We start from the raw sequence: 23,201 nt of genomic DNA, 5'->3' as shown, positions 1-23,201 counted from the left end.
TCTTGAAGATGCAATTATGCTTATGTTCTTAAAACAGTTTTCCTGAAATTAAGTCTTTTTACAGTTTTTTACATGTAGTTTACAGACAACTATAACTATAATTGTATTCAATATATATTTGGTGCAATATTCTGGTGGGCATATGACTGGAAATAGCACAATAAGTGCGGGTCATTAATCCAACACTCTGTCAATGAGAATGCATCATGCGCGGGAGGAAGCAGATGAAAAAAATAGTAATTCTTTTAATGCTACTGATATTGCTCATGCCGGTAGCAAGTGCGGATATAGTTAATGATCTCGAAATAAAAGTCAATGAGTACAATGAAAATACAGAGTACCTGCCTTCCTATCTCAAGAGCCTGCTTGGGGATGAAGTAATTAAACTTGTCATCGTGGCTGATTCAGGTGATGAGATTTATATAAAAGCAGTTACTGAAAATGCATATGTTACAACTTTTGAGGAAGTTTCAGAAGATACTGAATTTGAAGCTACCATGATCATCGGTACCAGTGAGGCCACTGTAAGAAGTGTAATGGACTCTGAAACACCACTTGAAACTTTTGTAGAAGCAAAAGATAATGGTGATATTGTTATTGAGCCCGTAGGACTCGTGAACAGTGTTACCTACACAGTGGCAAATGTTGTCCTCAAAATCTCACAGTTACTTGGTCTTATATGAAAATCAATCTTTGATTGATTTGATTCCAGGTTCTACAGTTGTAGTAATTATGTAAGTAAACACGTAACAAGATGTCAGCGAATATCAAGTTCGCTGGCCATGTCTTTATACATTCTGCCTTTGTCCGTAGTAACAAAGATATTCCCTTTGTGTTCTATGAGCTGCTTTTCTTCAAGCCTTGCAAGATATTTGTTTGCAATTGTTGAATTTAGGTTTGCTCCGTAAACGATCTGCGTCTTTTTTGCTCCATCCATTGCTATTTTCAGAATGGCTATTGTAATATCCAACCTACTCCGCCTAATAGTATGCCCCCTGCATTCTATTTTAGTACCACATATTCCAGTAATATAATAATGTATCACTGGTATACCACTATACTCTTAATTTTGTATATCCTATATTTAACTTGATCGATTTGTAGTAATACTCAGTAAATATGTTCCTGAACTTATAATACTGTTTATTTGTTGCATAATTATGCAGATGATAAGTGTCGTATTTGACAACAGTTAAATTTATAATAAATACGGCAATACTGGTATCGTTAATCTCGTATGCGGGAGTAACCAAGTGGCCAACGGTGGCAGACTCAAGATCTGCTCGCGCAGGCGTTCGGGGGTTCGAATCCCTTCTCCCGCACCATTATTCAAAATAAATCGATGTTTTTCAGGATATTATATAGTTGAAGTAGCTACGCTTTTCCGATTAAAACATACATAATTTGATAACCAGCCCTGATTCAATTACTGGTAAATAAAAAAAGAATTAGGGATACCCCCTAATTGCGAAAATTTTACTCTTTCCTGCGCTGGAAGAGGAACATCATTCCAATTATTCCTGCCATTGGGATAGCAACGGTTGGGAACTCAGGAATTTCGTTGTTGTTATTGTTGACTTGTTCTTTTGTTCCAATGGTAAAGTCATCGAATCCAAAGTAGTCGTATCCTGGCATAGTATTATCGAATGTGATTTTTGTGAATGGATGATCCAGATCAATGAAACCATAGTAGATTACAGCTCCACCATAGGCATTTGTTGTGTGGGGAATGGTAAGTGTCTGAGTGGTTTCATCTTCGTATACTACTGTAAGTTGTCCATCAAAGTCACCTACATCGACACCATAAAATCCGAATGCAACCTGGGCCTCTGAGAATTCTATGGAGAAATCACCAGTTGCTTCCCAGAAGTTGTCCCCGGATATTGGATACCTGCCAGAACCGATATTGGTTTCAATTTCACCTGTACCGTTCAATGTTGCGGTTCCTGCTGCTCCAAAGTCCACTGTTAGTGGTGCCTCATCACCGTCTTTAAAGCTTTCCAGATCCTCTACACCTACACCATTGAGGTGTGAAAGGAAGTCATCTTTTGCTGCATCAGCATTAGGCCAGCTTGAAAGGGGTGTACTTTCTCCAAGTCCTGCGTCTTCTCCGAAAAATGTCATTGGAGCTGCGGCACTTATTCCTACAAACATCATAATGATGAATGCTGCAGCCAGGGTTTTTGTGAATACTCCGGAAAGTATTCTGTTTTCTAAATATTTCATATTATATCGCACCTTTTACTATTTTGTAGTTTAACTACAATGGCCGATAGCAACAAAAACACTGAATTAAAAAAGCTAAGATATCTAAAATATCTACCAAGCAAGCTATTTAATCATTATCGTTTTTACCACCATAAATACCAGCCGTCTCCCGTAATGGCCGAATGATATTTAATAAAACCTCTTTTTTCAATAGTCATACAAAAGTTTAAGTTAGTCAATTCCGTAGTTACCCTAACTAAAGGTGATCTTTTTTGTCAAGTCAAATTGATTATGATACTGTTGTATCTGCTGTTGTTGATATTTTAGAAGAGTCGGAGACTGTATTGCCCCGGGATGTTGTTGATGCACTGCAAAAAGCCGCATCCGGGGAATCATCTCCTATTGCAAAGGAACAGCTTGAAGCTATACTGAAAAACATTGAGATTGCAGCAAAGAATAAAGTGCCCATGTGTCAGGATACTGGCATACTGATATTTTTTGTTGAACTCGGCCGTGACTGCAGAATGGATTTCAGGCTAGAGGATGCTATTCTTGAAGGTGTGAAAAAGGCAACCGAATCAATACCACTGCGTCCAAATGCTGTTGACCCTTTAACCAGAAGCAACAGTGGAAATAATACCGGAGACGGAATTCCGGATATAAAATACGAACTTGTGGACGGCAGCAGTATTAAGATCACCGTGGCTCCAAAAGGTGCAGGTTCTGAGAATATGAGTTCCATAAAAATGCTCAATCCTACTGAAAAGGACAGCATACGCAATTTTGTACTGGAAACTGTCCTTAATGCAAGTGGAAAACCATGTCCTCCAATTGTTGTAGGTGTAGGTATTGGTGGCTCATTCGACAAATCTGCAAGACTTGCAAAGTCAGCCCTGCTTGGGAAAGTTGATGAAATGGATGAAGAAGAAAAAGCCCTGCTTGCAGACATAAATTCACTTGGAATAGGGCCAATGGGACTTGGAGGAAAAACAACCGCCCTGGCAGTTCACATCAAAAAAGCACACTGCCATACAGCATCACTTCCGGTTGCTGTAAATATTCAATGCTGGGCAAATCGACATGCATCAGTTGTTCTGGGTGGTGATAAGTAATGGAATACAAACTCAATACACCGCTAACAAAGGAAGATGTTGATAAACTAATATCAGGTGATATTGTTTATCTCAGCGGAACTGTTTTCACTGCAAGAGACGAAGCCCATGCAAGGATTCTTGAAATGGCAGAGGAAAAAAAGCAACTTCCATTTGACCTTGAAGGTGCAGTAATTTATCACTGTGGTCCTCTCATGAAAGGAAAAGACGGTGAGTGGAAAGTTGTCGCTGCCGGACCGACCACCAGTGCAAGAATGTCAAAAATGACACCTTCACTTCTGGATATTCATGAAGTGCGTGCATTTGTTGGAAAAGGCGGTATGGATAATGTGACAGAATCCATGAAGGGCAAATCAGTCTACCTTGCATTTACAGGAGGATGTGCAGCCCTTGCAGCCATGAGTATTGCAAAAGTAACCACAGTCCACTGGTTAGACCTTGGAATGCCAGAAGCTGTGTGGGAACTTAAGGTGGAGAATTTTGGTCCTCTGGTTGTGGGAATTGATTCTCACGAAAACGATCTTTTTACAGATGTAAGAAAAAAAGCACTGGAAGCTTATTCTAAAATCGAATAAGCCTTCCTTTAATTTTTTTGATTTTGTTTTGTTCATTTGTTTAGATAACAAATGTGAATACCATCCATGCTATAAGAGTAAGGATGATAGAGTGTTTCAGTCCCTGGAATACAGAACTTTCTCCCATCTGTCCTGCCACAAGTCCGCTCATAAATCCCTGGATTACGCCGGTATGCATCATGAGGCGTGTATATTTTGCCGGGTCAAATGAACCGATAAACTGACTTCCGGCACCAGCAGCCTGTGCAGCTTTTCCGGCTTCTGCCATTGTTGGTACGAAAGTGGATGTAAGCATTCCAATAACAAAAAGGAACACAAAGAATGACATGTAACTGATAACTACGTATACCATCATGTTACCACGTCTTTCACGTTCCAGTATTTTTACTTCCCTTGCATCACGTGCGGCAGCTTCAAGAACAGCAGCGACACGTCCTCCTGCCTTGCTTGCCTGCGTGATAAGTGAAACTGATCTTACTATAATAGGTGTAGGTACTCTTTTTGCAAAGTTCTGCAACGACTCTTCAAAGGAAACACCCCATGACATTGAAGCATCCATAGTCTGAACTTCCTTTGTAAGGGCTCCGTATTCTCCTTTTGCAACAGTGTTAACTGCCCTTGGAAGTGTAAGTCCTGCCCTGCTCATTTCTGAAATATCTCTCAGGAAAGTAGGCAGGTATTCTTCAATTGTATCTGTCCTCTTGTATTTCTTATGGAATGTAAATGCAGGTGGCGTAATTGCAATAAGAACTGTAAAAATTATCACATCATCAATAATCGGTGTTCCCTGCGTAGCTATGTAACCAATTGCAAAGAATATCAGTGAAATGGGTAAACTGATAGCGAAGGTATATATCGGATAGTTGTACAGCGTGTTTAAAGGATCCTTCATGAATTCTTTAATCACCACATTCTTCGTTGCTTCCTCCATTTTCGAACTGATAATTGTGTCTTCCAATTCTGTCAGTTCTTCTTCCGTAAGCATGTCCTGATCGTTTGCATTAAACTTCAAAAATTCAGTTAACTTCATTTTAGGCCTCCGGAGTCAGGGTGCTGATAAGAACAACGTACATTAAACTACCAATTGGTATCAGTGCGTAGATTATCACATAAAGGAATACAAGCTGTGCATTTCCCATAATGGACATAATGGAAATAACAACTACAAGGAAAAGCGGACCTGCAACAAAAGCTGTTACATAAGTTTCTCCCAGAAGACCAAGGGTTTCCAGGAATTCTTTCTGGTTTTGCCTGTTTTCCAAAATGTATTGCTCAGTCTTAATCTCAAAGTATGGTTCAAGCTGTCCCCCAGAGGTTACTACCGTGATAGCACCCTGCAGGAAATCCTGCAATGCAGTTGATGGTGTCGTAACAGAAAGATTTTTCATGGCCGTTACAAGGTCATGACCCAGAATTTCAAGGTCACGTACAAGGTACCTGCATTCAACTGACATCTCTCCATAGATTTCGTTGTTTGCCAGTGACCTGAAAAGATCAACCGGAAGAACTCCGGCACCAGACATAGCTGACATATAGTTCACAGCATACGGAAGCATGCTGTCAATTCTCCTTTTCCTGTCACCAGCCATGATAGATGGATAAACAAGGAACAATTTGTAAACAATTACAAACACAAGAACTGTGAATAAAATTCCGAAAAACACACCCAGTACAATGGATTTGTACTGAAGATATGGTGCCATCCATCCTGGGAACATTATCCTGGTAGGCCTTACCTCAGGCACACCAAATATGAGAAAAAGGAAAGAAACACCAAGTAATGCCACAAATGCTGACAGTATGGAACTTAGAAGTGCACCTGACATGTACACATCATAAGCCATATCTACTCTGTTCTTTAGGAGACTATGACGCAGGCCGAAAAAATCAACCCTCTTTTTCTCATAGTATTTTCCAAATAGATTGTAAGCAAAGATAAAATACGGATTAGCCATACAATTCCTGCCTTACAAGTTTCATTATCATTTCCGGTTCACGGTTATAGCCTACGACAATCTTGGCAAAGTCCCTGAAGTGAGTGACCTTTTTCTCACGCGCCCATTCAAGAATGTCCTGTCGCCGTTTTAGCTCGTCACGAACTTTCTCTTCACTCCATCCGCGGTTTTCCATTACACTTTCAATAATGTAGGAACGTCCGGAGTACTGGAACATATCGCGTGCAGCATCCCATACGAAAACATCATTTGTAAGCAGTTCACCGGTTCTTGGATCAACACCTACTATTTCCGTGAGACTCTTGCATCTTCTGACACGTTCATCGCCAACCTTTACCTGTATCTGGATAGCTACAAGGTCAAGTGCCTGGATCATTATTCTTGGAACATTGATAGGTGGATTTTCCAGTCTGTGTACTACTGATTGTACGGAATCAGCGTGCATTGTTGAGAATGTAGTGTGTCCTGTGGACATTGCCTGGAAAAGTACATAGGCTTCAGCACCTCGGACTTCACCCACAAGAATGTATTCAGGTCTTTGCCTGAGGGATGCCCTGAGGAGCTCGTACATTTCAATGGAACCTTTATCCTCCCCGGCAAATGCCTGTCTGGTAACACCGGGGATCCAGTTAGGATGTGAAAGGTTCAGTTCCCTTGTATCTTCAATGGAAACGATTTTCATTTCCGGCTGGATGAAAAGTGAAACTGCATTCATGGCAGTTGTTTTACCGGAAGCGGTTCCTCCGGCAAATACCAGGCTTTTACTCGAATCCACAGCCAGCCACATGTAAGCCATCATGGCGGTTGAGAATGTATGATATTCTATAAGATTAGCAGGAGTTATCGGATTATCCTTGAATCTCCTGATGGTGAATGTACTTCCACGGGTTGTAATTTCACGTCCCAGTGTCATCTGGATACGTGAACCATCAGGCATTGTAGCATCAAGCAATGGGTTTGCAATTGAAATGTGCCGACCACAAATCTGTGCTATCCTGATTGCAAAAGAATCCAGAACTTCATCGGATGGGAACTCAATGTCACTTGGAATTGAGTTGTATTCTTTATGATAAATATACACAGGAGTGTTAGGTCCGTCACAGGAAATATCTTCCAGGTTCGGGTCTCTCATGAGTACATCGATTTCTCCGTATCCGACATAGTCACGGACGATGTGGTACATTATTCTCTCACGTTTTCTCGGTGAGATGGCTATCTTAAATTCCTGCAGGTATTTTGCAACATTGTCTCTCAGATATTCTTCGGCATTTTTGCGGGAAATTTCCTTGAGGTTAACGTCCAGTGTTTCAATGAACTTAAGTTTGATAGTTTCAAGCAGTTCCTGCTCTTTGTCAGAGAGTACAGGTTCAATTGCCTGGTACTGGTATTCATGGGATTCCGGGTCATAGGCAATTCTTACATATGCATAGAGCGGGTTTACTTCATACAGTTCAACTTCCCTGAAAGGACTGTCCTCAGGCATTGTAAGGTCTACTATTGGTCCGTGTTCCACAACATTATAAGGTTCAATGAGTGATTTTTTTGATGAGAATATTTTGGAAACACGATCAAAAATAGAAGATCTTTTTTCCTCTTCTATAAACATATCTTCTTCGATAGCTTCTTCTTTATATATCTCAGAAACAGTGTCTTTCCAGAACGAATCCCTGTCTTCTTCAATAGTATCTTTGAATGAAGGGATGTAAACATCATCGATCTTGCTTTTCAGGTCATCAATATTTACCGGTTCTGCATCAGGGAGAATAAGGTCCGCAAGCTCACCTATAACATCATCTTCATCTACCGCCAGAGACTCTGTCTCCTCTTCCTGTAGTTCTACTGCAACAGTTTCATGTGTGGAAGCATCCGATAATCCTGTTTTTGTGTCAATTGTTTCCTCTTCAAGGGAAATCTCTTCAGTTTCAGGTTCATCAAACTCATTGGTTATGCTGTCTTCCAGTATTACGTCTTCTACTGGTCCTTCAACAGGAATCTCATTCAGTAAAATATCATCTTCTGTGTTCTCTGCAGATGACCTGGAATTTGAATTTGATTCAATTTCCCGCAGGAAATCTTCAACTTCAGAAGATTCTGTTTCAGTCTGAACAGACGCATCAATCTCCTCTTCGTTCTCTTTTGTTTCAGTCCGATCATCAGGATTATTATTTAAACTCAAAATTACCAACCCCAGTAATAATAGTCATCCCATTAATTATCTGAACAATCTTTTCCGGCATTATATCCATATTCACACCCGGATTAATTCTTATTTTTTGCAAGGGAGAACTTTCTTCCTTTCTTTTTCTTTTCAGGCTCTACTTGAGCCAGTTCTTCTGCTGATACTTTAATACCTGCAATTTCAGCAGCCAGGCGGTTGAAGTTCACACTTACCTGTGATGCCGGATATTTCACGATAATAGGAGCTTTGAATGCCAGTGAATTCTTCACATTCTTCTCTTCCGGTAATGTTGCCAGTATCTTTAGTCCAAGGGCAGTTTCTATCCTTTCAGAACTAATCTCGTTCTGGGTGATACCTGTCCTGTTAAGAACTAATCCCCTGAATTGTTTGCCCATATTGTCAGAAATAGCTTTGATCTTCATTGCACCGGCAAGGGATGCAATGTCCGGGTTTACGAGCTGTATTATTTCATCTGCAAGAGAAATTGCCAGCAGGGAATTCTTGTTAATTCCAGTCGGAGAGTCAATGATTATGTAATCGTATTTTTCTTTGACACTCTCCACAATGTCACCGAGAATCTCTGTATTTGCATTCACAAAACCCTGAAGTGAAATGCTTCCCGGTAGAATATGCATATTATTTGGTCCATCATAGATGGCTTCGTTAAGCTCTACTTTGCCTGCAAGTACTTCGTGAATAGTTCCTTTTGAAGTTTTAAGTCCCAACATCAGCCCAATGGTGGGCATTCCTACATCAGCATCGATGATCAGAGTTTTTTTTGCGAACCCTGCCAGAGCGGCACCAAGATTTATAGCAGCAGTGCTTGTGCCTGCACCACCCTTCCCTGAGACGATTGTGAAAATTGTTGCTGTCATAAAATGCCTCGATTGATGATCGCAGTTGCTGTACCATTCAAATGCGATCAATCCTGTTTATGAATATATTGTATAACCATCACTAAATACAACATATAAATATAAATACATATCTATATTATTTTTGTGTTAAATTATTTACAGATCAATAATTTATAGCATCATGACGCTTTTTCTCACATGAACCATCCTGATGAAAAAGACATTAAACTCTTTCTTTATCATGCCAAACAGTGTGATCCCAAAAAGTGCACCGGAAAGAAAATGGCGAAATTCGGACTTGTGAATCTTTCAGAGAAGATTGAGAGAATTCCTCCAAGGTCAATTTTGCTGGATCCAATGGCTGAGAAAGCTCTGTCACCTGAAGACAGTTCCAAAAAAGGCATTACTGTGCTTGATTGCTCCTGGGAAGAGGTGGAGAGAGTATTTCCAAAACTTCTCAGGATGAGACTGGAACACCGGGCTTTGCCTTTCCTTGTGGCTGCAAATCCGGTAAATTTCGGAAGGCCATTCAAACTGACATCAGTGGAAGCATTTGCAGCAGCCCTTTACATCCTTGGAAACAAGCAGCAGGCAGAGAAAATAATGTCCAAGTTTAACTGGGGGCACACTTTTCTGGAACTTAACCATGAGCCTCTGGAAGAATATTCTCAGGCAAAGGACAGTAAAGATGTTTTAAGAATACAGAGTGAATATATGTGAAAATAAGTGTATATGGGTGAATTCAGGATTGGTGTTCAATGATACAGATAGGTGTAATTGGTGCGGGTTCGTGTGACAGGGAACTGGAAATTCTGGCTGAAGAAACAGGTGCTGAGATTGCCAGAAACGGTGCACTTCTTTTGTGCGGCGGACTTGGCGGCGTTATGGAAGCTTCTGCAAGAGGCGCTAAAAATAAGTCCGGCACAACTGTTGGTCTTCTTCCGGGTGAGAGCCGAAAGAGTGCTAATCCTTACATCGACATTGTTATTGTTACTGAAATGGGACATGCAAGGAATGTAATTATTGCACGCTCTGCCGATGTTCTTATAGCCATAGGCGGCGAATATGGTACACTTTCTGAGATTGCACATTCGCTAAAGATGGGTAAAACAGTGGTGACCCTGAATTCAAAATGGGAAATTGAGGGTACAGTCAAAGCAGGTAGTCCTGAGGATGCTGTCAGGATTGCCCTGGACAGCATAAGTTAAGAAATAGTGTTCTTGAATTAATTATAGTTCTCTGATGCCTAATTTTCTTAATGATTTTTTTGCAGCATCTTGTACTCTTACATGTTTGTCATCATAATAACATACTTTAAGTGCTAAGATGGATTTAGAATTTTTTATCTTTCCCAATGCTATACATGCATCTACTCTAACATACACATCTTTTATTGAAGTCATTTTAATAAGAGCATCAGTTGTTTTTGGACTTTTAATATTGCATAATGCTTTTGCTGTTGCTCTTAAAAGCTTTTTATTTTGGAAGGTATTTTTATCTTCTAAAACTTCAATTAAAGGCTCAATTGCATCTTCTCCAATTTTCCCAAGCGCGGTGGCTGCAGATTCTCTATTATTAAAAAAATCATCATTTAATGCATAAAGTAAATAGTCTATTGTTTTTCTCTCTTCTATGTTTGCTAAACCAAAAATCGCAAATCCTCTGGCATGTTTATTAGGGTGCTGTAAAAGCTTAATATAAATATCAAAATTGTTTTTATCAGAAAAAAATCCCTTTGAATCAAGAACATATAATGCAGGTAAACTACCACAATGACGCTTGTTAATCATTATGTTTATTAAAAGGTTGCGTGTTGATTCATTTAAACATTTACCGAGTCCATCTACTGCGGCTTTTACTATGGATTTGTTATTAGATTCTGTGAGTTTAATTAAAATATCAATAATTTCAGGAGTATTTAATTTACCCAAGGCGCCTGCAGAATTGTATATAACATAATTATCTGTATCAGATAATGCTTCAATTAAAGCATCTTTTGCTCTTTCATCCCGTATCTCATAAAAGCTAGCAGAAGCATATTTACGAACTTCTTCATTTTCATCCTTTAGATACTTTGTATAAAGCTCAATAGGATTGGACTTGTCGTATGCTCTAAATGTTTTTCTAACTTCCCTAAGATGTAAAGGAGTAATACTATCAAGATATTTTTCTACTTCTGAATTAGCATAATCATCATTGAATGATTCCAATGCATCTATAATATCATTTGATACAAAATCGTTATCGCCATTTTCTTTTTCTTTATAAAGACGTTTTATCAATGGTTCAATTGATCTGGTATCACCTATTCGTTGTAGTGATAATGCGGCACATATACGAGCATCAAAATATCTATGATTCAACATTTTAATTAATGAATCGATGACAATATCTTCCTTGAATGCTCCAAGTAATGAAGTTGAATATGCTACTATTAAATCGTTTTTAGCATTTAAAAAGTCAATAAATAATGGAATCAAAGCTTCTTCATTTTCAATATTTCTGTTTCCTTCTAAAAGTGAATATAATACGGCCTGTTTTACATTCTCATTTTCATCTTTGAAGTTTTCAACGATAAAACCTATTTCAACGGTATCTATTATTTTGGCGATTGATGTTTCTGCCTGCTATAGTATTTTACTTTTAACTTTTTCATATTTTAATAAATCGAGAATGCCTTGATAATCTCCATTGTCCATTAAAGAGTCAATATCATTATTCATATTGTTGTCCCAAGGTAAAATCATATGATGAACTAACAAATTATACTTCTAATTCAATCCCTATCGGACAGTGGTCAGAACCCATTACTTCCGGCAGTATGAACGCATCTTTGATATTATCTTTCAGATTATCACTCGCAAAGAAATAATCAATTCTCCAGCCAACGTTTCTTTCCCTGGCTCTTGTTCTCATACTCCACCAGGTATAGTTTTCAGGTTCCTCGTTGAACATCCTGAACGTATCCACATAACCGTTATCAAGTAGTTTATCAATCCATGCGCGTTCTTCAGGCAGGAATCCGGAAACAGTTTCATTGTCTTTTGGGCGGGCAAGGTCTATTTCCTTGTGTGCAGTGTTCACATCACCGCATACGATTATGCTTTTGCCTTTTGACTTGAGGGTGTTGGCATATTCAAGGAATGCATCGTAAAATTCCATTTTGTACGCAAGTCTTTCGTCTGATGCCTTGCCGTTTGGGAAGTATATATTAAAGAGCACAAAATCCCCGAAGTCTGCAATTTGTGTGCGTCCTTCGCTGTCGAACTTTTCAATTCCAAAGCCGCATTTAATGTCCACAGGTTCTTTATTGGTGTAAAGGGCAACTCCACTGTAGCCTTTTTTCTCAGCAGAGGCAAAATAATTATAATAGCCTTCAGCTTCCAGAAGTTCTGCCGGAAGCTGTTCCTTGCGAGCTTTTGTTTCCTGAATACAGAGTATATCAGGCTTCTCTTCATTGAACCAGTCAAGGAAACCTTTCTTATGAACCGCCCTTATGCCATTTACATTCCATGAAATTATCCTGATCTTACTCATATTATATCTCCGGGATTTTGATGTTTATTTTCTAATTATTTGCTATTAATCTGCTGATTATCTGTTAAGTAACTTGCTCAAAGAAGATAAATCCTTATTTACTGTCTGTTTTTAGTTGAATATATTTTGATATATATTTCTACATAGGTCAAAATACTAAATAGGAAAAAAGCTTAAATAATAATAATTCTTATTTAGAATCTGTTCTTACATAAGATATGTTAGAATCCTGAAAAAGCGGAAAGTGTTCAAACATGAAAAAAGCAGACATCAAATATACAAACCAGCGGATTGAGATCCTGGATTTCCTCAAGGAATTTGATGGTCATCCAACTGTAGATGATGTCTATGAGGGAGTAAGGCAAAAACTGACACGTATCAGCAAAGCTACAGTTTACAATAACCTGAAGTTCCTTGCTGAAAAGGGATTGATTAAGGAGGTGAATGTCAAGGGGGTTTCAAGGTTCGAAGCGAATCTGGTGCCTCACCACCACACGATATGCATCGAATGCGGAGAAATTACAGACTACCAGTCAGATGAACTTAGCGAATATGCTATGAAAATAGCAGAAAAGATTGACGACTTTAAAATTGAATCAGCAGACACTAACTTTTACGGAATTTGTAAGAAATGTATGGAGATGGAGTAATATGGAAGAAGAAATAGTAACAATGCCACTTATCGGAGACGCAGCACCAAACTTTAAAGCAGAGACAACCGCCGGAGAAATTAACTTCCCTAAAGACTACAAGGGCAAGTGGGTAATTCTCTTCAGTCACCCTGCAGACTTTACACCTGTATGTACAACTGAGTTTATGACTTTCTCAACAATGCAGGAAGACTTCAAAGCACTTAACACAGAACTTATCGGACTGTCAATTGACAGTATTTACGCTCACATTGCATGGCTGCGCACAATCAAAGAGAAGATTGAGTACAGAGGAATGAAGGATGTTGAAGTTACATTCCCTGTTATTGCAGACCTTAAGATGGAAGTTGCAAAGAAATTCGGTATGGTACAGCCAAATGCCTCCACAACACAGGCTGTAAGAGCAGTTTTCATCATGGACCCAAAGGCAACAATCAGGGCAATCCTCTACTATCCATTGTCCAACGGTAGGAACATGGATGAGATCAAGAGGCTGCTCATTGCAATGCAGAAGTCCGATGCAGAAAACATTGCAACCCCTGCAAACTGGCAGCCAGGAGATGACGTAATCATCCCACCACCAGGATCATGCGGATCAGCAAAGGAAAGGGTTGAAACCGAAGAAGAAGGCAAGTACTGCCTTGATTGGTTCATGTGCCTGAAGAAGCAGTCTTAAATAGATACTAAACGATATTATCCATAGGTGACCTATCATGGGAACGAAAGGAGTAGAAATATTAGGGTTAGATGTCAATGAACTGATCGACTTACTGAACAAAGCACTTGCAGACGAGTGGTTAGCATACTACCAGTACTGGATTGGTGCAAAAGTCATTAAGGGTCCTATGAGAGAAGCTGCAACAGCTGAACTTATAGAGCATGCAAACGATGAACTGCGCCATGCAGACATGGTTTCCAACAGGATAGTCCAGCTTGGAGGAACTCCTGTACTCTCCCCACAGGAATGGTACGAAATAACAAACTGTGGATATGAAGCTCCTGAGGATTCATTCGTAAAGAAAATTCTTGAGCAGAATATCAAGGGAGAACAGTGTGCAATTCAGGTCTACAGCAACATTCTTGAGAAAGTCAAGGATAAAGACCCTGTTACCTACGAAATCGTGTTACAGATACTCACCGATGAGATCGAGCACGAGGACGATCTGCAGGCAGTTATGGAAGATATCGAACTTATGCAAAGAAGGGACTAAACTTCTTTGTGGTGGAAAGGATTGGGCATTTCCTGCTCCTTGCTAAGAGCGGGAAATGTTTCATCTATCTTATTTTTGTTTTAACTGTGTGGGTCTGCACATATTTTTGTTTTTTCAACAGCCTCTGTTGAAACTGCTTTTCTGAAAATGCATTGTTATATTATTTGTTATGTATTTGCGATAGATATATTTAGAAGAATGTTTGTTAGATTTAATCATTAAATAACACTGTAAAAATAAAGATTTTATCTCGAAAGTACCAGTTCAAATAAACATTCTATCACTTGTACTATCACAATATTTCAAGACTCATGGAGATAACATGCATCTCATCATAGCAGAAAAGCACATTGCAGCAAAAAGAATAGCCGCAATCCTGGCACCACAGAAAGTGAAACAGGTTCGTGTAAGTGGTGTAGACACTTATGAATATGAATCTGAAGAGGGGAAAAAAATATTCATAGGCCTGAGTGGCCATATTGTGAAACTTGATTTCCCCAAGGCATATAATAACTGGCAGAAAGTTGAGGCAAATGAACTCATCGGGGCAGAAATTATTACAGCTTCAACCCAGGTAAAGATTGTATCAGCACTTAAGAAACTGGGAAAGGAAGCTACAAAGGTCACCATTGCAACTGACTACGACAGGGAAGGAGAACTTATTGGTGCTGAAGCCCTTGATATCATTAAACAGGTAAATGAAAATGTGGTTTTTGATCGTGTTCACTACAGTGCAATCACTCCTAAAGCCATCGATGATGCATTTTCCAATCCTACTAATGTAGATTTTAACCTTGCAGATGCCGGTCATTCCAGACAGGTTATTGATCTTGTTTGGGGTGCATCGCTCACTCGTTATATTTCACTTGCAGCCGGGCGTCTGGGTAAGATGTTCCTGTCGGTTGGTAGGGTTCAGTCTCCTACACTTGCTCTTATTGTTGAGCGTGAAAAAGAAAGGGAGGCTTTTATTCCAAAACCATACTGGGAACTCTCAGCAATGCTTAAGAGTAAAAGCGGTGAGGAATTCAAGGTAGAACACCGCACCAAAAGGTTCTGGGAAAAGGCAGAAGTTGATGCGGCAATGGAAAAGATATCTATTGGCGATGATGCCCGGGTATCTGAGATCAAAACGTCTGAAAAGACAGACAAGCCACCAACTCCATTTAACACTACTGAATTTATCGGCGCTGCAAGTTCAATTGGTTTTACAGCTGCCAATGCAATGAGAATTGCTGAAACCCTTTACACTAACGGTTTCATTTCATATCCAAGGACAGACAACACTGTTTATCCTGAAAGTCTTGACCTGCGTGCACAGATTGAGATATTCAAAACAGGTACATTCAAGCAGTATGCCTTAAAGCTTCTTGAAAAGAAAGAACTTGTTCCTACAAAAGGTAAGAAAGAGACCACAGACCACCCACCAATCTTCCCTGCATCCCTTGCAAAGAAGTCCGAGATGAACGAGCAGGAATGGAAACTTTACGAAATGGTTGTCAGGCGTTTCTTTGCAACCTTTGCTGACCCGGCAATATGGGAAACAATCAGGTCAAAATATGATATTAAGGGTGAAGAATTCAAAGCTAACGGTGCACGACTTGTTGAGCCCGGATGGCGATGGTACTATCATTACAATGCACCTGAGGACAGGCTTCTTCCAAAAATGGAAGAGGGTGATGTTCATTCGGTTATCAAGGTCGATGTTGAGGCAAAGGAAACCCAGCCTCCCGGAAGATACGGACAGGGCCGTCTTATCAAGATAATGGAAGAACTTGGTCTTGGAACAAAGGCTACACGTCACGATATTATCAGTAAGCTTTACTCAAGGGCTTATGTACATGGAAACCCGTTGCAACCTACCAAAACTGCTGTTGCGGTTGTGGATGCGCTTGAAAAGTTTGCACCGACTATATCCAAGCCCGATATGACCAGCAAACTTGAAGCTGACATGGACAGAATAGCTGAAGGCGGAATTCCTGAAGATGATGTCCTGAACGAGTCCAGGGAAATGCTTGAAGGAGTATTTGTTGATCTTGAAAAGAACAAGGATGACATTACCGAGTCACTCCGTGCAGGTCTCCGTGAAGACAAGATTATAGGTACATGTTCCGAATGCGGCTCTAATCTTATGGTAATGAGGTCAAAGCGAGGAGGACGCTTCATCGGATGTGAAGGTTATCCGGATTGTACATTCTCACTGCCACTTCCGAAGATGGGGCAGGTTATTGTCACTGATAAATTATGTGAGGATCATGGCCTGTACCACATACGCATCATCAATGCCGGTAAAAGACCATGGAACCTTGGCTGTCCTGAGTGCAATTTCATAGAATGGCAGAAAACACAGGAAGAGGAGAAGAAAAAACAAAAGGAAGCATCTCCTGATAAGGAAAAGCCAAAAACACTTAAGGATATATCAGGAATTGGTAAGGTCACCGAAGAGAAACTTGTGGACGCCGGTGTTTGCAGCGTGGATGAACTATGTGAAGCTGATGCGCTGGAACTTGCAAAAGCTACAAGTATACCTGTTAAGAAAATTAAAACATGGCAATCTGATATTATCTGAAGGATTGCATGAAAGGAGACGGGTAAAATGGAACTGGAATTTAAGGGTGCATGCAGAGAAGTCGGAAGATCGGCAGTCCTGGTTGATGAAAAAATAATGATGGACTACGGAGTTTCTCCGGGGGAACATGTCAAGTATCCATTAAACGGATCAAGACCAGAAGCAGTTCTTTTATCACATGCACATATTGACCATTCCGGTGCAGTTCCAAATCTGATGGATCTTGATCCTGATATTTTTATGACTCCGCCTACTTTTGATCTTTCAAATATGCTGGCTCAGGATACCTTAAGGATAGCTGAAAGGGAAGGCGAAATGCCTGCTTTTGATTCAATTGATCTTACAAGGTTTGCCCACAGAACCAAACAGGTCGATACCGGTGTACCATTCCATACACACGGATATGATGCTGAGCTCTTCGATGCCGGGCACATACCCGGTGCAGCTTCTATATTCCTGAAAGATAAAGAAGATAAGAGTCTGTTCTATACAGGTGATATCAATACTTCTGATACAAGACTTGTTTCCGGTGCGGTTGAATTTCCGGACACTGATGTTCTTATTACGGAAAGCACCTATTTTGGCGATGAACACCCGCCTCGCAGGGAAGTTGAAAGCCAGTTCATAGATTCTGTAATGGATACTCTGGATATAGGTGGCACAGTTATTGTTCCCGCGTTTGCAATCGGCAGGACACAGGAAATACTGATGCTTCTGGATGCTCATGGTATCAGGGCTTATGTTGATGGCATGGGAGTTCATGCGTACAAGGTAATGTCAAAACATATGGATTATATCAGGAATCCAACACATCTTAAGAAAGCATTTGATAATGCAACAACAGTTTCCGGAAGAAAAAGGGATTCAGTCCGTCTTGAATCATCTGTTATTGTCACAACAGCCGGAATGCTGAATGGTGGTCCTGTGCTGTATTATCTCAAAAAGAAGTACAAGGATCCAAAATCAAAGATAATACTTACCGGTTATCAGGTAGAAGGCACCAATGGCAGAATGGCTCTTGATACAGGTATCATTGATAATGACGGAGTTATACAGCATCTGAAACCGAAGATTGAGCAATATGATTTCTCTGCTCACTCCGGTGATAAAGAGCTTAAGGAAATGATAAAAGATTTCTGTGACCGGGGAACTGAGCATGTGTTTACCATGCATGGCGACAACTGTGAAGGATTTGCAGACTGGATTTCCGAAGAAATTGGTGTGAAAGCTTATGCTCCTGAGATAGGTGAACGTTTCAGTATATATTAGATAAACATCTATTTATCTATATGATCTTAAAAGCATTATTCGAAGAAGTCGACATAAAAAAAGCTCATGATTTATTTGCAGATGCTATGAAAAAAGATAGCATTTCAATGACTAAAACTTTGGGTTGGCAAGGGGGAAATGTAACAACTCAAATACTTTGGAATTCTAAATTGAAAATATGGTCCCATTTTGATCGAGAAGTCGATAAAGATGATTATTGGTGGTGTGTATTTGGAGTCCAAAATCCAAATGATATTCCTTCTTCTCTAAATATTACCTGTGAAATTAACTTCTCAAAAGACTCGTTGAGTTCAAAAAGGGCCGGACTTTTTGCACAAGATGACGACGGAAATATTTACATAACTCACAGTGGAAATGTGCGTGGTGGAAAAAAAGGAATAGGTCCATCTAAATTTAAGGTCATAATTTCAGAAGAACAGTATGTAAAAGTAATGACAAAAGACGGTAGAGAATCAACTCGAATTCTTGTGGCAAAATTGAACAGCTCAGAATGTTCATATCAGGTTGCTAGTTTTGTAAAACAGGTTTATCGTTTTAAAATAAATGAAGGCTACGATTCATCTATCAAAAAAACATATGCAATATCTAGTAGTTATTCTCCAGAATTTTCAGGTGTAAGAAAGAGCTATAAAGTATCTGATGTCATTACGAGTAAATGTAATCATGGGCTCATCGTTAATGCATTACGTGATAATATTAAGGAAAAAGGGATTGAGTCTTTTAATGACAACCTGAAAGACCTTTTTATTTATAATAATAAAGGTCAAATTATCATGCTTTTTGAAGTAAAAACTGACTTATTGACAACTAGTATTTATACTGCTATAGGTCAATTGAAATATCATTCTGCACTTTATGACTCTTTACCAAAACAGGTTATAGTATTACCTGGGGTGCCTAATGAGCGTACAACTGAAATTCTAAACAAAATTGGAATTGAGGTATTGCAATATAAACTGAAAAAAAGCAAAGTAAAATTCATTGATTTAGATAGATTATTAGACTTATAGGCCAGAAGGTTCTGGACAACTGATTTCCTCGTTAATCTGTTTTGCTTTTAACATTGTAGCTTTCATATTTTCGATTGCATCTATATGTTCAGGGTCTATCTTAAGAACCCTGTTAAAACAGTTAACTGCATCTTCATATTTTCCAAGACCAAAATAGGCAAGACCTTTTTTATTCCACACAACTGCAAACTTATTGTCAAGCTCAATTTCCTTGTGGACTTTGCTGTAACATTCAATGGCTTCGTTGTGTCTTCCCATCACTCCCAGAATGTCACCTTTGTTGACCCATGCATTCTCATTTGTTGGGTCAAGTCTTAGAATACGGTTATAACATTTAATCGCAGCTTCATGGTTGCCGGTGTTGAAAAGAATGACACCCATGTTGCACCAGACATCAACATCACTTTTGTTAAGGCGGACTGACATCTTGAAGCACTCAAGGGCTTCTTCATAAAGTCCAAGAAAAGAAAGAGCTATACCTTTATTATTCCAGACCAGCGCAAGCGCTTCATTACTCCATAATTCAGGATCCAGATCATCATGACCAAGGATAAGTGAAAAATACTCTATTTTTTCTTCCGGATCTTCAGCATCAAACGCTAATTTGAACCATTCCTCCGGGGTATCAGAATCCATTCAACCAACCAACTCCAGAACACTAATTATGAACTAATTATAACACACTAACATAATATCATGTTTACGGCAATCTACCGTCTTTTCTTACTTTTCCTTAATGTGCATAACATATTAATTAAGTTATCGAAATTATTCGGACTTAATGGAGGTATATATTAACAAAATAATAAAAAAAATAACGTAATACGCATACGAAGTATAAACTGTAATTAGTTTATTCTATCTTATCATATTATGAGCAATCAGGCACAGCCTTGCGAATTTCATCAATGTGCATTAATTTGTTGGCGTCAATTCCCACAAGGCACATACCTTTTTTATCCATTGCCCACACATCACATTTATCTTTGATGTCATCAGGTATTTTTTCACCAGGAAGGTCATTCGGGTCAATACTACACTTCTGAAGACCGGGATATTCATCAGGATTGAGTTCCATGATGGTGATTACCTTTTGCAGGTCAGATAGCAGAACTTCAATATTTTCATGGTCCCAATTGCGTATTCGGTCACAGATCAAAGGAATTAGTATCTTAGCAACACCTGCATTGGCAAGTATTTTGTTAGAAAGGCACAGGGCTGCGTTACCGTATTTTACGTCCTCACTTGGTCCCCTGAAGCAGAAAATTCCTTCACTGACAAGTTTTTCAAGGTTTAGAGGAACTTCCGATGTATTAATGGCACTTTCTACTGTTTTAATATCAACACCATATTCATCAGCAATTCTTCTGATAGCTTTTTCAATAACAATATTATTATCTATCACTCTGACACATCCTGCCGGAACATCAGACCCGTAGTCAACCAGATTACTTGAATGGGATCATCTTTCCAGTTTCAGCATATCCTGCGGTGTATTAACGTTTACAAAACTCTTAAATTCTTTGTCTATTGTCCTTATCACTTCGGCATCAAGATAAATCACATCATCAAGAAATAACACCGGGGACAGTATGCTTCTACTGCCTTCCTCAAGAGTACTTTCAATTGCTCCAAGCATAACATCTCTTTTATACACTGCATGCAGCGGTTCTTTTCTACCACATTCGCTAATAGGTATGAGTGCCTCATGCTCGCCTACCATATCGAACATCATGTCAATAAGCGTCCTGTTAAGATATGGCATGTCACATGCAACAGTAAAGACATAGTCGCCTTCTGCTCTTTCAAAACCAGATAGCATTCCTGCAAGAGGCCCGGCATTTCTTATCCTGTCTGTAACTATCTTTCTTCCCTGCAAATAAGGTGAGAATTCCTGAACCTGCTGTTCATCGCGCAGTGAAATAATTACTTCATCTGATACATCATCAAGAACCGAAAGTGATCGCTCCAGCAGAGTGCTGTCTTCAAGCATCATCAGGGCTTTTTCCCTGCCATTCATCCGGGTACCTAGTCCGCCTGCAAGCAAAAGTGATGAACGTATCATACAAGACCTCTTCTGCGTTCACTTCTGTATTCATCAAGAATGGACTGGAATTGTTCCTGCTCTTTTTCATTGCGGCGCTTTTCAGCTCCTTCTTTCCAGAGTTCAATTGCTTCGTCAAGAATATCAGGATCCACTGAAGCCAGGTCTCCCACACGGTGTAGCTGGATATCTTTCAGCACCGGCACATCGTTATCATAAAATGATTCAAGCGCAGCATGTGGCATATCCTCGGTAATCAGCACAGCTTTTACTTTTGATTCGGCAAGCAGTGATGCAGTTACTGGTCCGCCGCCGCTTGGGTCTTTGAGGAAAACAACATCATTCTCTTTGATTCCATAGAGTTCTTTCGTATGCTGTATAGCTTCCCTTGTAAAAGCAGATATGACTTTAACAGGAAGTCCTTCGCCTTTAACTTCCTTTTTTCGTATCTGCTTCAGACGCTTGTTCTGCCTGCGCTGGTTTTTCAGATTCTTGCGGGTTTTTGCAAGTTCCTTATTGAGACGCTCAATTTCAGTATCCCTTATCTGTATCTCCCTTTCCTTCTTTACCTGCTTGTAAATGGAATTCTTAAATTTATTGATACGCATCTCAAGTTTCTCTATTGTTTTTTCTTTTTGCCCGGATTCATACTTGATTTCAGAAACATAGTCTTTGAGTTGTTTTATCTGCGAATTCTTCTGCCGGATTTCCTCACGTAACTTCTTCACAAGTTCATCTGTATCTGTAAGTTCTTCCTTTACAGGTTCGGGTTCCGGTTTAACACGAACCTGGATTTTAGATTCAGAAGCTACTTTTTCAATAGCTTCCTCTATTGAATCTCCGTTAATAACATGGAACTTGATGCTATCCATATTGAGATATTTAGGTGCTCTTTTCTCAACCCTGGAAAAGACATTTTTGTAAGATTTATAGGTTGCAATTGCCGCTGTAAGTGAATCACGTTCATGGTCGTTGGAATAACCATATGTCCTTGCAAGAGCGATCTTGTCCTCTGCTCTTATTTCTCCCCCCGGACTCCATATCACTGCATTGAAACTGCGGCGTATCTTTTCAACGGCCGAAGGTGTTGGGTAAACATCTGTGGCAACGATGGCAGGTTTTCCGTATTCGGCTATCATCCTGACAACTTCATCATGTGAGATCCCACGAATACTCTCTGAGAGTAAAAGTTCCCCGTCAAGTGAAAGGATTGCAATTCCCACAGTTGTCCCGGGGTCAATACCAACTATGGTATACTTCCTTCCGGCTTTCTTCAGGGGTATGTATTGTATCTTGTCTCGTTCCACACTTTTGACAGTGACCTGCACATCGGCATTTGAAGATGGTTTTACGGGAACCCTGTCACGACGCGCTTTTACTATAAATTCCGCCCTTACATACCCACCAAAACCTTCGGTAATGCGTTCGGTGTACCTGTATCCGGTGTCCCTGGAAAATTTACGCAGGATGCTCTCTATTTCCCTGCTTTTTTCCCTGACAGCTCCATGAACCTTTCTTCGATAGCGGTTCTGACTCCAGCCTCCTCTTCCAAGGGAGCGGGCACGACTGACTTTAATGCGTGTAATATCTTCAAAAAGAGAAACTTCTTCGCCCACACCAAGACTTGCAAGTATTGCACAGGTTTCAGCTTCCTGTATCGGATCGAACTGGTTCAGGGAAAGTCCGTGTTCCTGTGCAAGCCGAAGCAGTGGTTTCTGGTGGATTCCACCTGTTACCTGCACAAGCCGGGTGTTATCAGGGAGCTTTTCAAGTAAATGAATAAGTGCTTTTTTGTTCGGAGCAAGCTCAAAAATATTGTCTACTGCAATGTAATCCGGTCTGTCCTTGTTCAGCATCCGCAGTATCCTGTGAAGCCTGACCATGGTGTAATGGTTTATTTCCCCGTCCCTTAGTACGGCAACAGCATATCGGGGAGCTTCCTGTGCTCGGGAGGATCCCCTGGCTATGTCAATACCGTATATTACCCCGTTTTGCATACAATTTATT

23 protein-coding genes and 1 tRNA gene are annotated in these 23,201 nt (G+C 39.9%); 12 read left to right on the top strand and 12 right to left on the bottom strand.

Going from position 1 to position 23,201, the window contains the following annotated elements; genetic code table 11:
- Positions 1-224 precede the first annotated feature (224 nt).
- Positions 225-683 (top strand): hypothetical protein, encoded by a 459-nt coding sequence (locus V7O61_RS10955; protein ID WP_407281786.1) that lies wholly within the window; start codon positions 225-227, stop codon positions 681-683.
- A gap of 74 nt (positions 684-757) precedes the next feature.
- Here the strand turns inward: V7O61_RS10955 and V7O61_RS10950 are convergent, their stop codons facing one another.
- On the bottom strand, positions 758-970 hold the full coding sequence (locus V7O61_RS10950) for a winged helix-turn-helix domain-containing protein (RefSeq protein WP_245596116.1): 213 nt from the start codon (positions 968-970) through the stop codon (positions 758-760).
- A 269-nt stretch (positions 971-1,239) separates the two neighbouring features.
- Between V7O61_RS10950 and V7O61_RS10945 the strand changes: the two genes are divergently transcribed.
- Positions 1,240-1,325, top strand: a tRNA-Leu gene (locus tag V7O61_RS10945).
- A 151-nt stretch (positions 1,326-1,476) separates the two neighbouring features.
- Here V7O61_RS10945 and V7O61_RS10940 read toward each other — a convergent pair.
- Positions 1,477-2,226, bottom strand: coding sequence for a PEF-CTERM sorting domain-containing protein (locus V7O61_RS10940; protein WP_023845939.1), 750 nt, complete (start codon positions 2,224-2,226; stop codon positions 1,477-1,479).
- Positions 2,227-2,480: 254 nt separating this feature from the next.
- On the opposite strand from V7O61_RS10940, the gene V7O61_RS10935 reads away from it, so the two are divergent.
- The gene (locus tag V7O61_RS10935; RefSeq protein WP_407281787.1) at positions 2,481-3,320 is read left to right on the top strand and encodes a fumarate hydratase; all 840 of its coding nucleotides are present in this window, start codon (positions 2,481-2,483) and stop codon (positions 3,318-3,320) included.
- Positions 3,320-3,895 carry a FumA C-terminus/TtdB family hydratase beta subunit gene (locus V7O61_RS10930; protein WP_407281789.1) on the top strand — a complete coding sequence of 192 codons (576 nt, stop codon included), beginning with the start codon at positions 3,320-3,322 and terminating at the stop codon, positions 3,893-3,895. Before V7O61_RS10935 ends, V7O61_RS10930 begins: the two co-directional genes overlap by 1 nt.
- A gap of 40 nt (positions 3,896-3,935) precedes the next feature.
- Here V7O61_RS10930 and V7O61_RS10925 read toward each other — a convergent pair whose 3' ends face one another.
- The 4 genes from V7O61_RS10925 to minD all read right to left on the bottom strand — a co-directional run bounded on the left by V7O61_RS10925 (position 3,936) and on the right by minD (position 8,904).
- A complete protein-coding gene (locus tag V7O61_RS10925) occupies positions 3,936-4,925 on the bottom strand; it encodes a type II secretion system F family protein (protein WP_407281790.1) in 990 nt (329 codons plus the stop codon).
- A gap of 1 nt (position 4,926) precedes the next feature.
- Positions 4,927-5,850 (bottom strand): type II secretion system F family protein, encoded by a 924-nt coding sequence (locus V7O61_RS10920; protein ID WP_048135410.1) that lies wholly within the window; start codon positions 5,848-5,850, stop codon positions 4,927-4,929.
- Entirely contained in the window at positions 5,843-8,026 is a 2,184-nt protein-coding gene (locus V7O61_RS10915; protein ID WP_023845942.1) for a type II/IV secretion system ATPase subunit, read from the bottom strand. Before V7O61_RS10915 ends, V7O61_RS10920 begins: the two co-directional genes overlap by 8 nt.
- Positions 8,027-8,109: 83 nt before the next feature.
- Complete coding sequence (gene minD / locus V7O61_RS10910; protein WP_023845943.1) at positions 8,110-8,904, bottom strand: cell division ATPase MinD; 795 nt, start codon at positions 8,902-8,904, stop codon at positions 8,110-8,112.
- Positions 8,905-9,084: 180 nt separating this feature from the next.
- Between minD and V7O61_RS10905 the strand changes: the two genes are divergently transcribed.
- Positions 9,085-9,606, top strand: a complete 522-nt coding sequence (locus V7O61_RS10905) for a DUF367 family protein (RefSeq protein WP_407281791.1) — start codon at positions 9,085-9,087, stop codon at positions 9,604-9,606.
- 38 nt (positions 9,607-9,644) lie between these two features.
- Positions 9,645-10,094, top strand: a complete 450-nt coding sequence (locus V7O61_RS10900; RefSeq protein ID WP_407281792.1) for a TIGR00725 family protein — start codon at positions 9,645-9,647, stop codon at positions 10,092-10,094.
- A gap of 21 nt (positions 10,095-10,115) precedes the next feature.
- Here V7O61_RS10900 and V7O61_RS10895 read toward each other — a convergent pair whose 3' ends face one another.
- Positions 10,116-11,366: a HEAT repeat domain-containing protein gene (locus tag V7O61_RS10895; RefSeq protein WP_407281793.1), complete on the bottom strand. Its 1,251-nt coding sequence runs from the start codon at positions 11,364-11,366 to the stop codon at positions 10,116-10,118.
- Positions 11,367-11,649: 283 nt separating this feature from the next.
- Complete coding sequence (gene xth / locus V7O61_RS10890; RefSeq protein WP_407281795.1) at positions 11,650-12,423, bottom strand: exodeoxyribonuclease III; 774 nt, start codon at positions 12,421-12,423, stop codon at positions 11,650-11,652.
- A 254-nt stretch (positions 12,424-12,677) separates the two neighbouring features.
- Between xth and V7O61_RS10885 the strand changes: the two genes are divergently transcribed.
- The 6 genes from V7O61_RS10885 (at position 12,678) to V7O61_RS10860 (ending at position 19,150) form a co-directional block, all read left to right on the top strand.
- Positions 12,678-13,073, top strand: a complete 396-nt coding sequence (locus V7O61_RS10885; protein ID WP_023845947.1) for a Fur family transcriptional regulator — start codon at positions 12,678-12,680, stop codon at positions 13,071-13,073.
- 22 nt (positions 13,074-13,095) lie between these two features.
- Positions 13,096-13,749 (top strand): peroxiredoxin, encoded by a 654-nt coding sequence (locus V7O61_RS10880; protein ID WP_048136159.1) that lies wholly within the window; start codon positions 13,096-13,098, stop codon positions 13,747-13,749.
- A gap of 37 nt (positions 13,750-13,786) precedes the next feature.
- Entirely contained in the window at positions 13,787-14,284 is a 498-nt protein-coding gene (locus V7O61_RS10875; protein ID WP_023845949.1) for a ferritin-like domain-containing protein, read from the top strand.
- Between the two features lie 322 nt (positions 14,285-14,606).
- Positions 14,607-16,850, top strand: coding sequence for a DNA topoisomerase I (locus V7O61_RS10870; protein WP_407281797.1), 2,244 nt, complete (start codon positions 14,607-14,609; stop codon positions 16,848-16,850).
- Positions 16,851-16,877: 27 nt separating this feature from the next.
- Entirely contained in the window at positions 16,878-18,119 is a 1,242-nt protein-coding gene (locus V7O61_RS10865; RefSeq protein WP_407281798.1) for an MBL fold metallo-hydrolase, read from the top strand.
- 20 nt (positions 18,120-18,139) lie between these two features.
- Complete coding sequence (locus V7O61_RS10860) at positions 18,140-19,150, top strand: hypothetical protein (protein ID WP_407281799.1); 1,011 nt, start codon at positions 18,140-18,142, stop codon at positions 19,148-19,150.
- Here the strand turns inward: V7O61_RS10860 and V7O61_RS10855 are convergent.
- The 4 genes from V7O61_RS10855 to V7O61_RS10840 all read right to left on the bottom strand — a co-directional run bounded on the left by V7O61_RS10855 (position 19,145) and on the right by V7O61_RS10840 (position 23,191).
- A complete protein-coding gene (locus tag V7O61_RS10855) occupies positions 19,145-19,786 on the bottom strand; it encodes a tetratricopeptide repeat protein (protein ID WP_407281800.1) in 642 nt (213 codons plus the stop codon). The two genes, V7O61_RS10860 and V7O61_RS10855, sit on opposite strands and share 6 nt — an antisense overlap.
- A gap of 235 nt (positions 19,787-20,021) precedes the next feature.
- Positions 20,022-20,555: a hypothetical protein gene (locus V7O61_RS10850; RefSeq protein WP_288067835.1), complete on the bottom strand. Its 534-nt coding sequence runs from the start codon at positions 20,553-20,555 to the stop codon at positions 20,022-20,024.
- Between the two features lie 57 nt (positions 20,556-20,612).
- Positions 20,613-21,215, bottom strand: a complete 603-nt coding sequence (locus tag V7O61_RS10845; protein ID WP_407281802.1) for a molybdenum cofactor guanylyltransferase — start codon at positions 21,213-21,215, stop codon at positions 20,613-20,615.
- On the bottom strand, positions 21,212-23,191 hold the full coding sequence (locus tag V7O61_RS10840) for a DUF460 domain-containing protein (RefSeq protein ID WP_407281804.1): 1,980 nt from the start codon (positions 23,189-23,191) through the stop codon (positions 21,212-21,214). Before V7O61_RS10840 ends, V7O61_RS10845 begins: the two co-directional genes overlap by 4 nt.
- Positions 23,192-23,201 lie beyond the last annotated feature (10 nt).

Source organism: Methanolobus sp. WCC1 (assembly GCF_045690315.1).
GTDB lineage: Archaea > Halobacteriota > Methanosarcinia > Methanosarcinales > Methanosarcinaceae > Methanolobus > Methanolobus tindarius.
The sequence above is the reverse complement of the archived record's forward strand: the minus strand, read 5'-3'. Positions and strand labels throughout refer to the sequence as shown.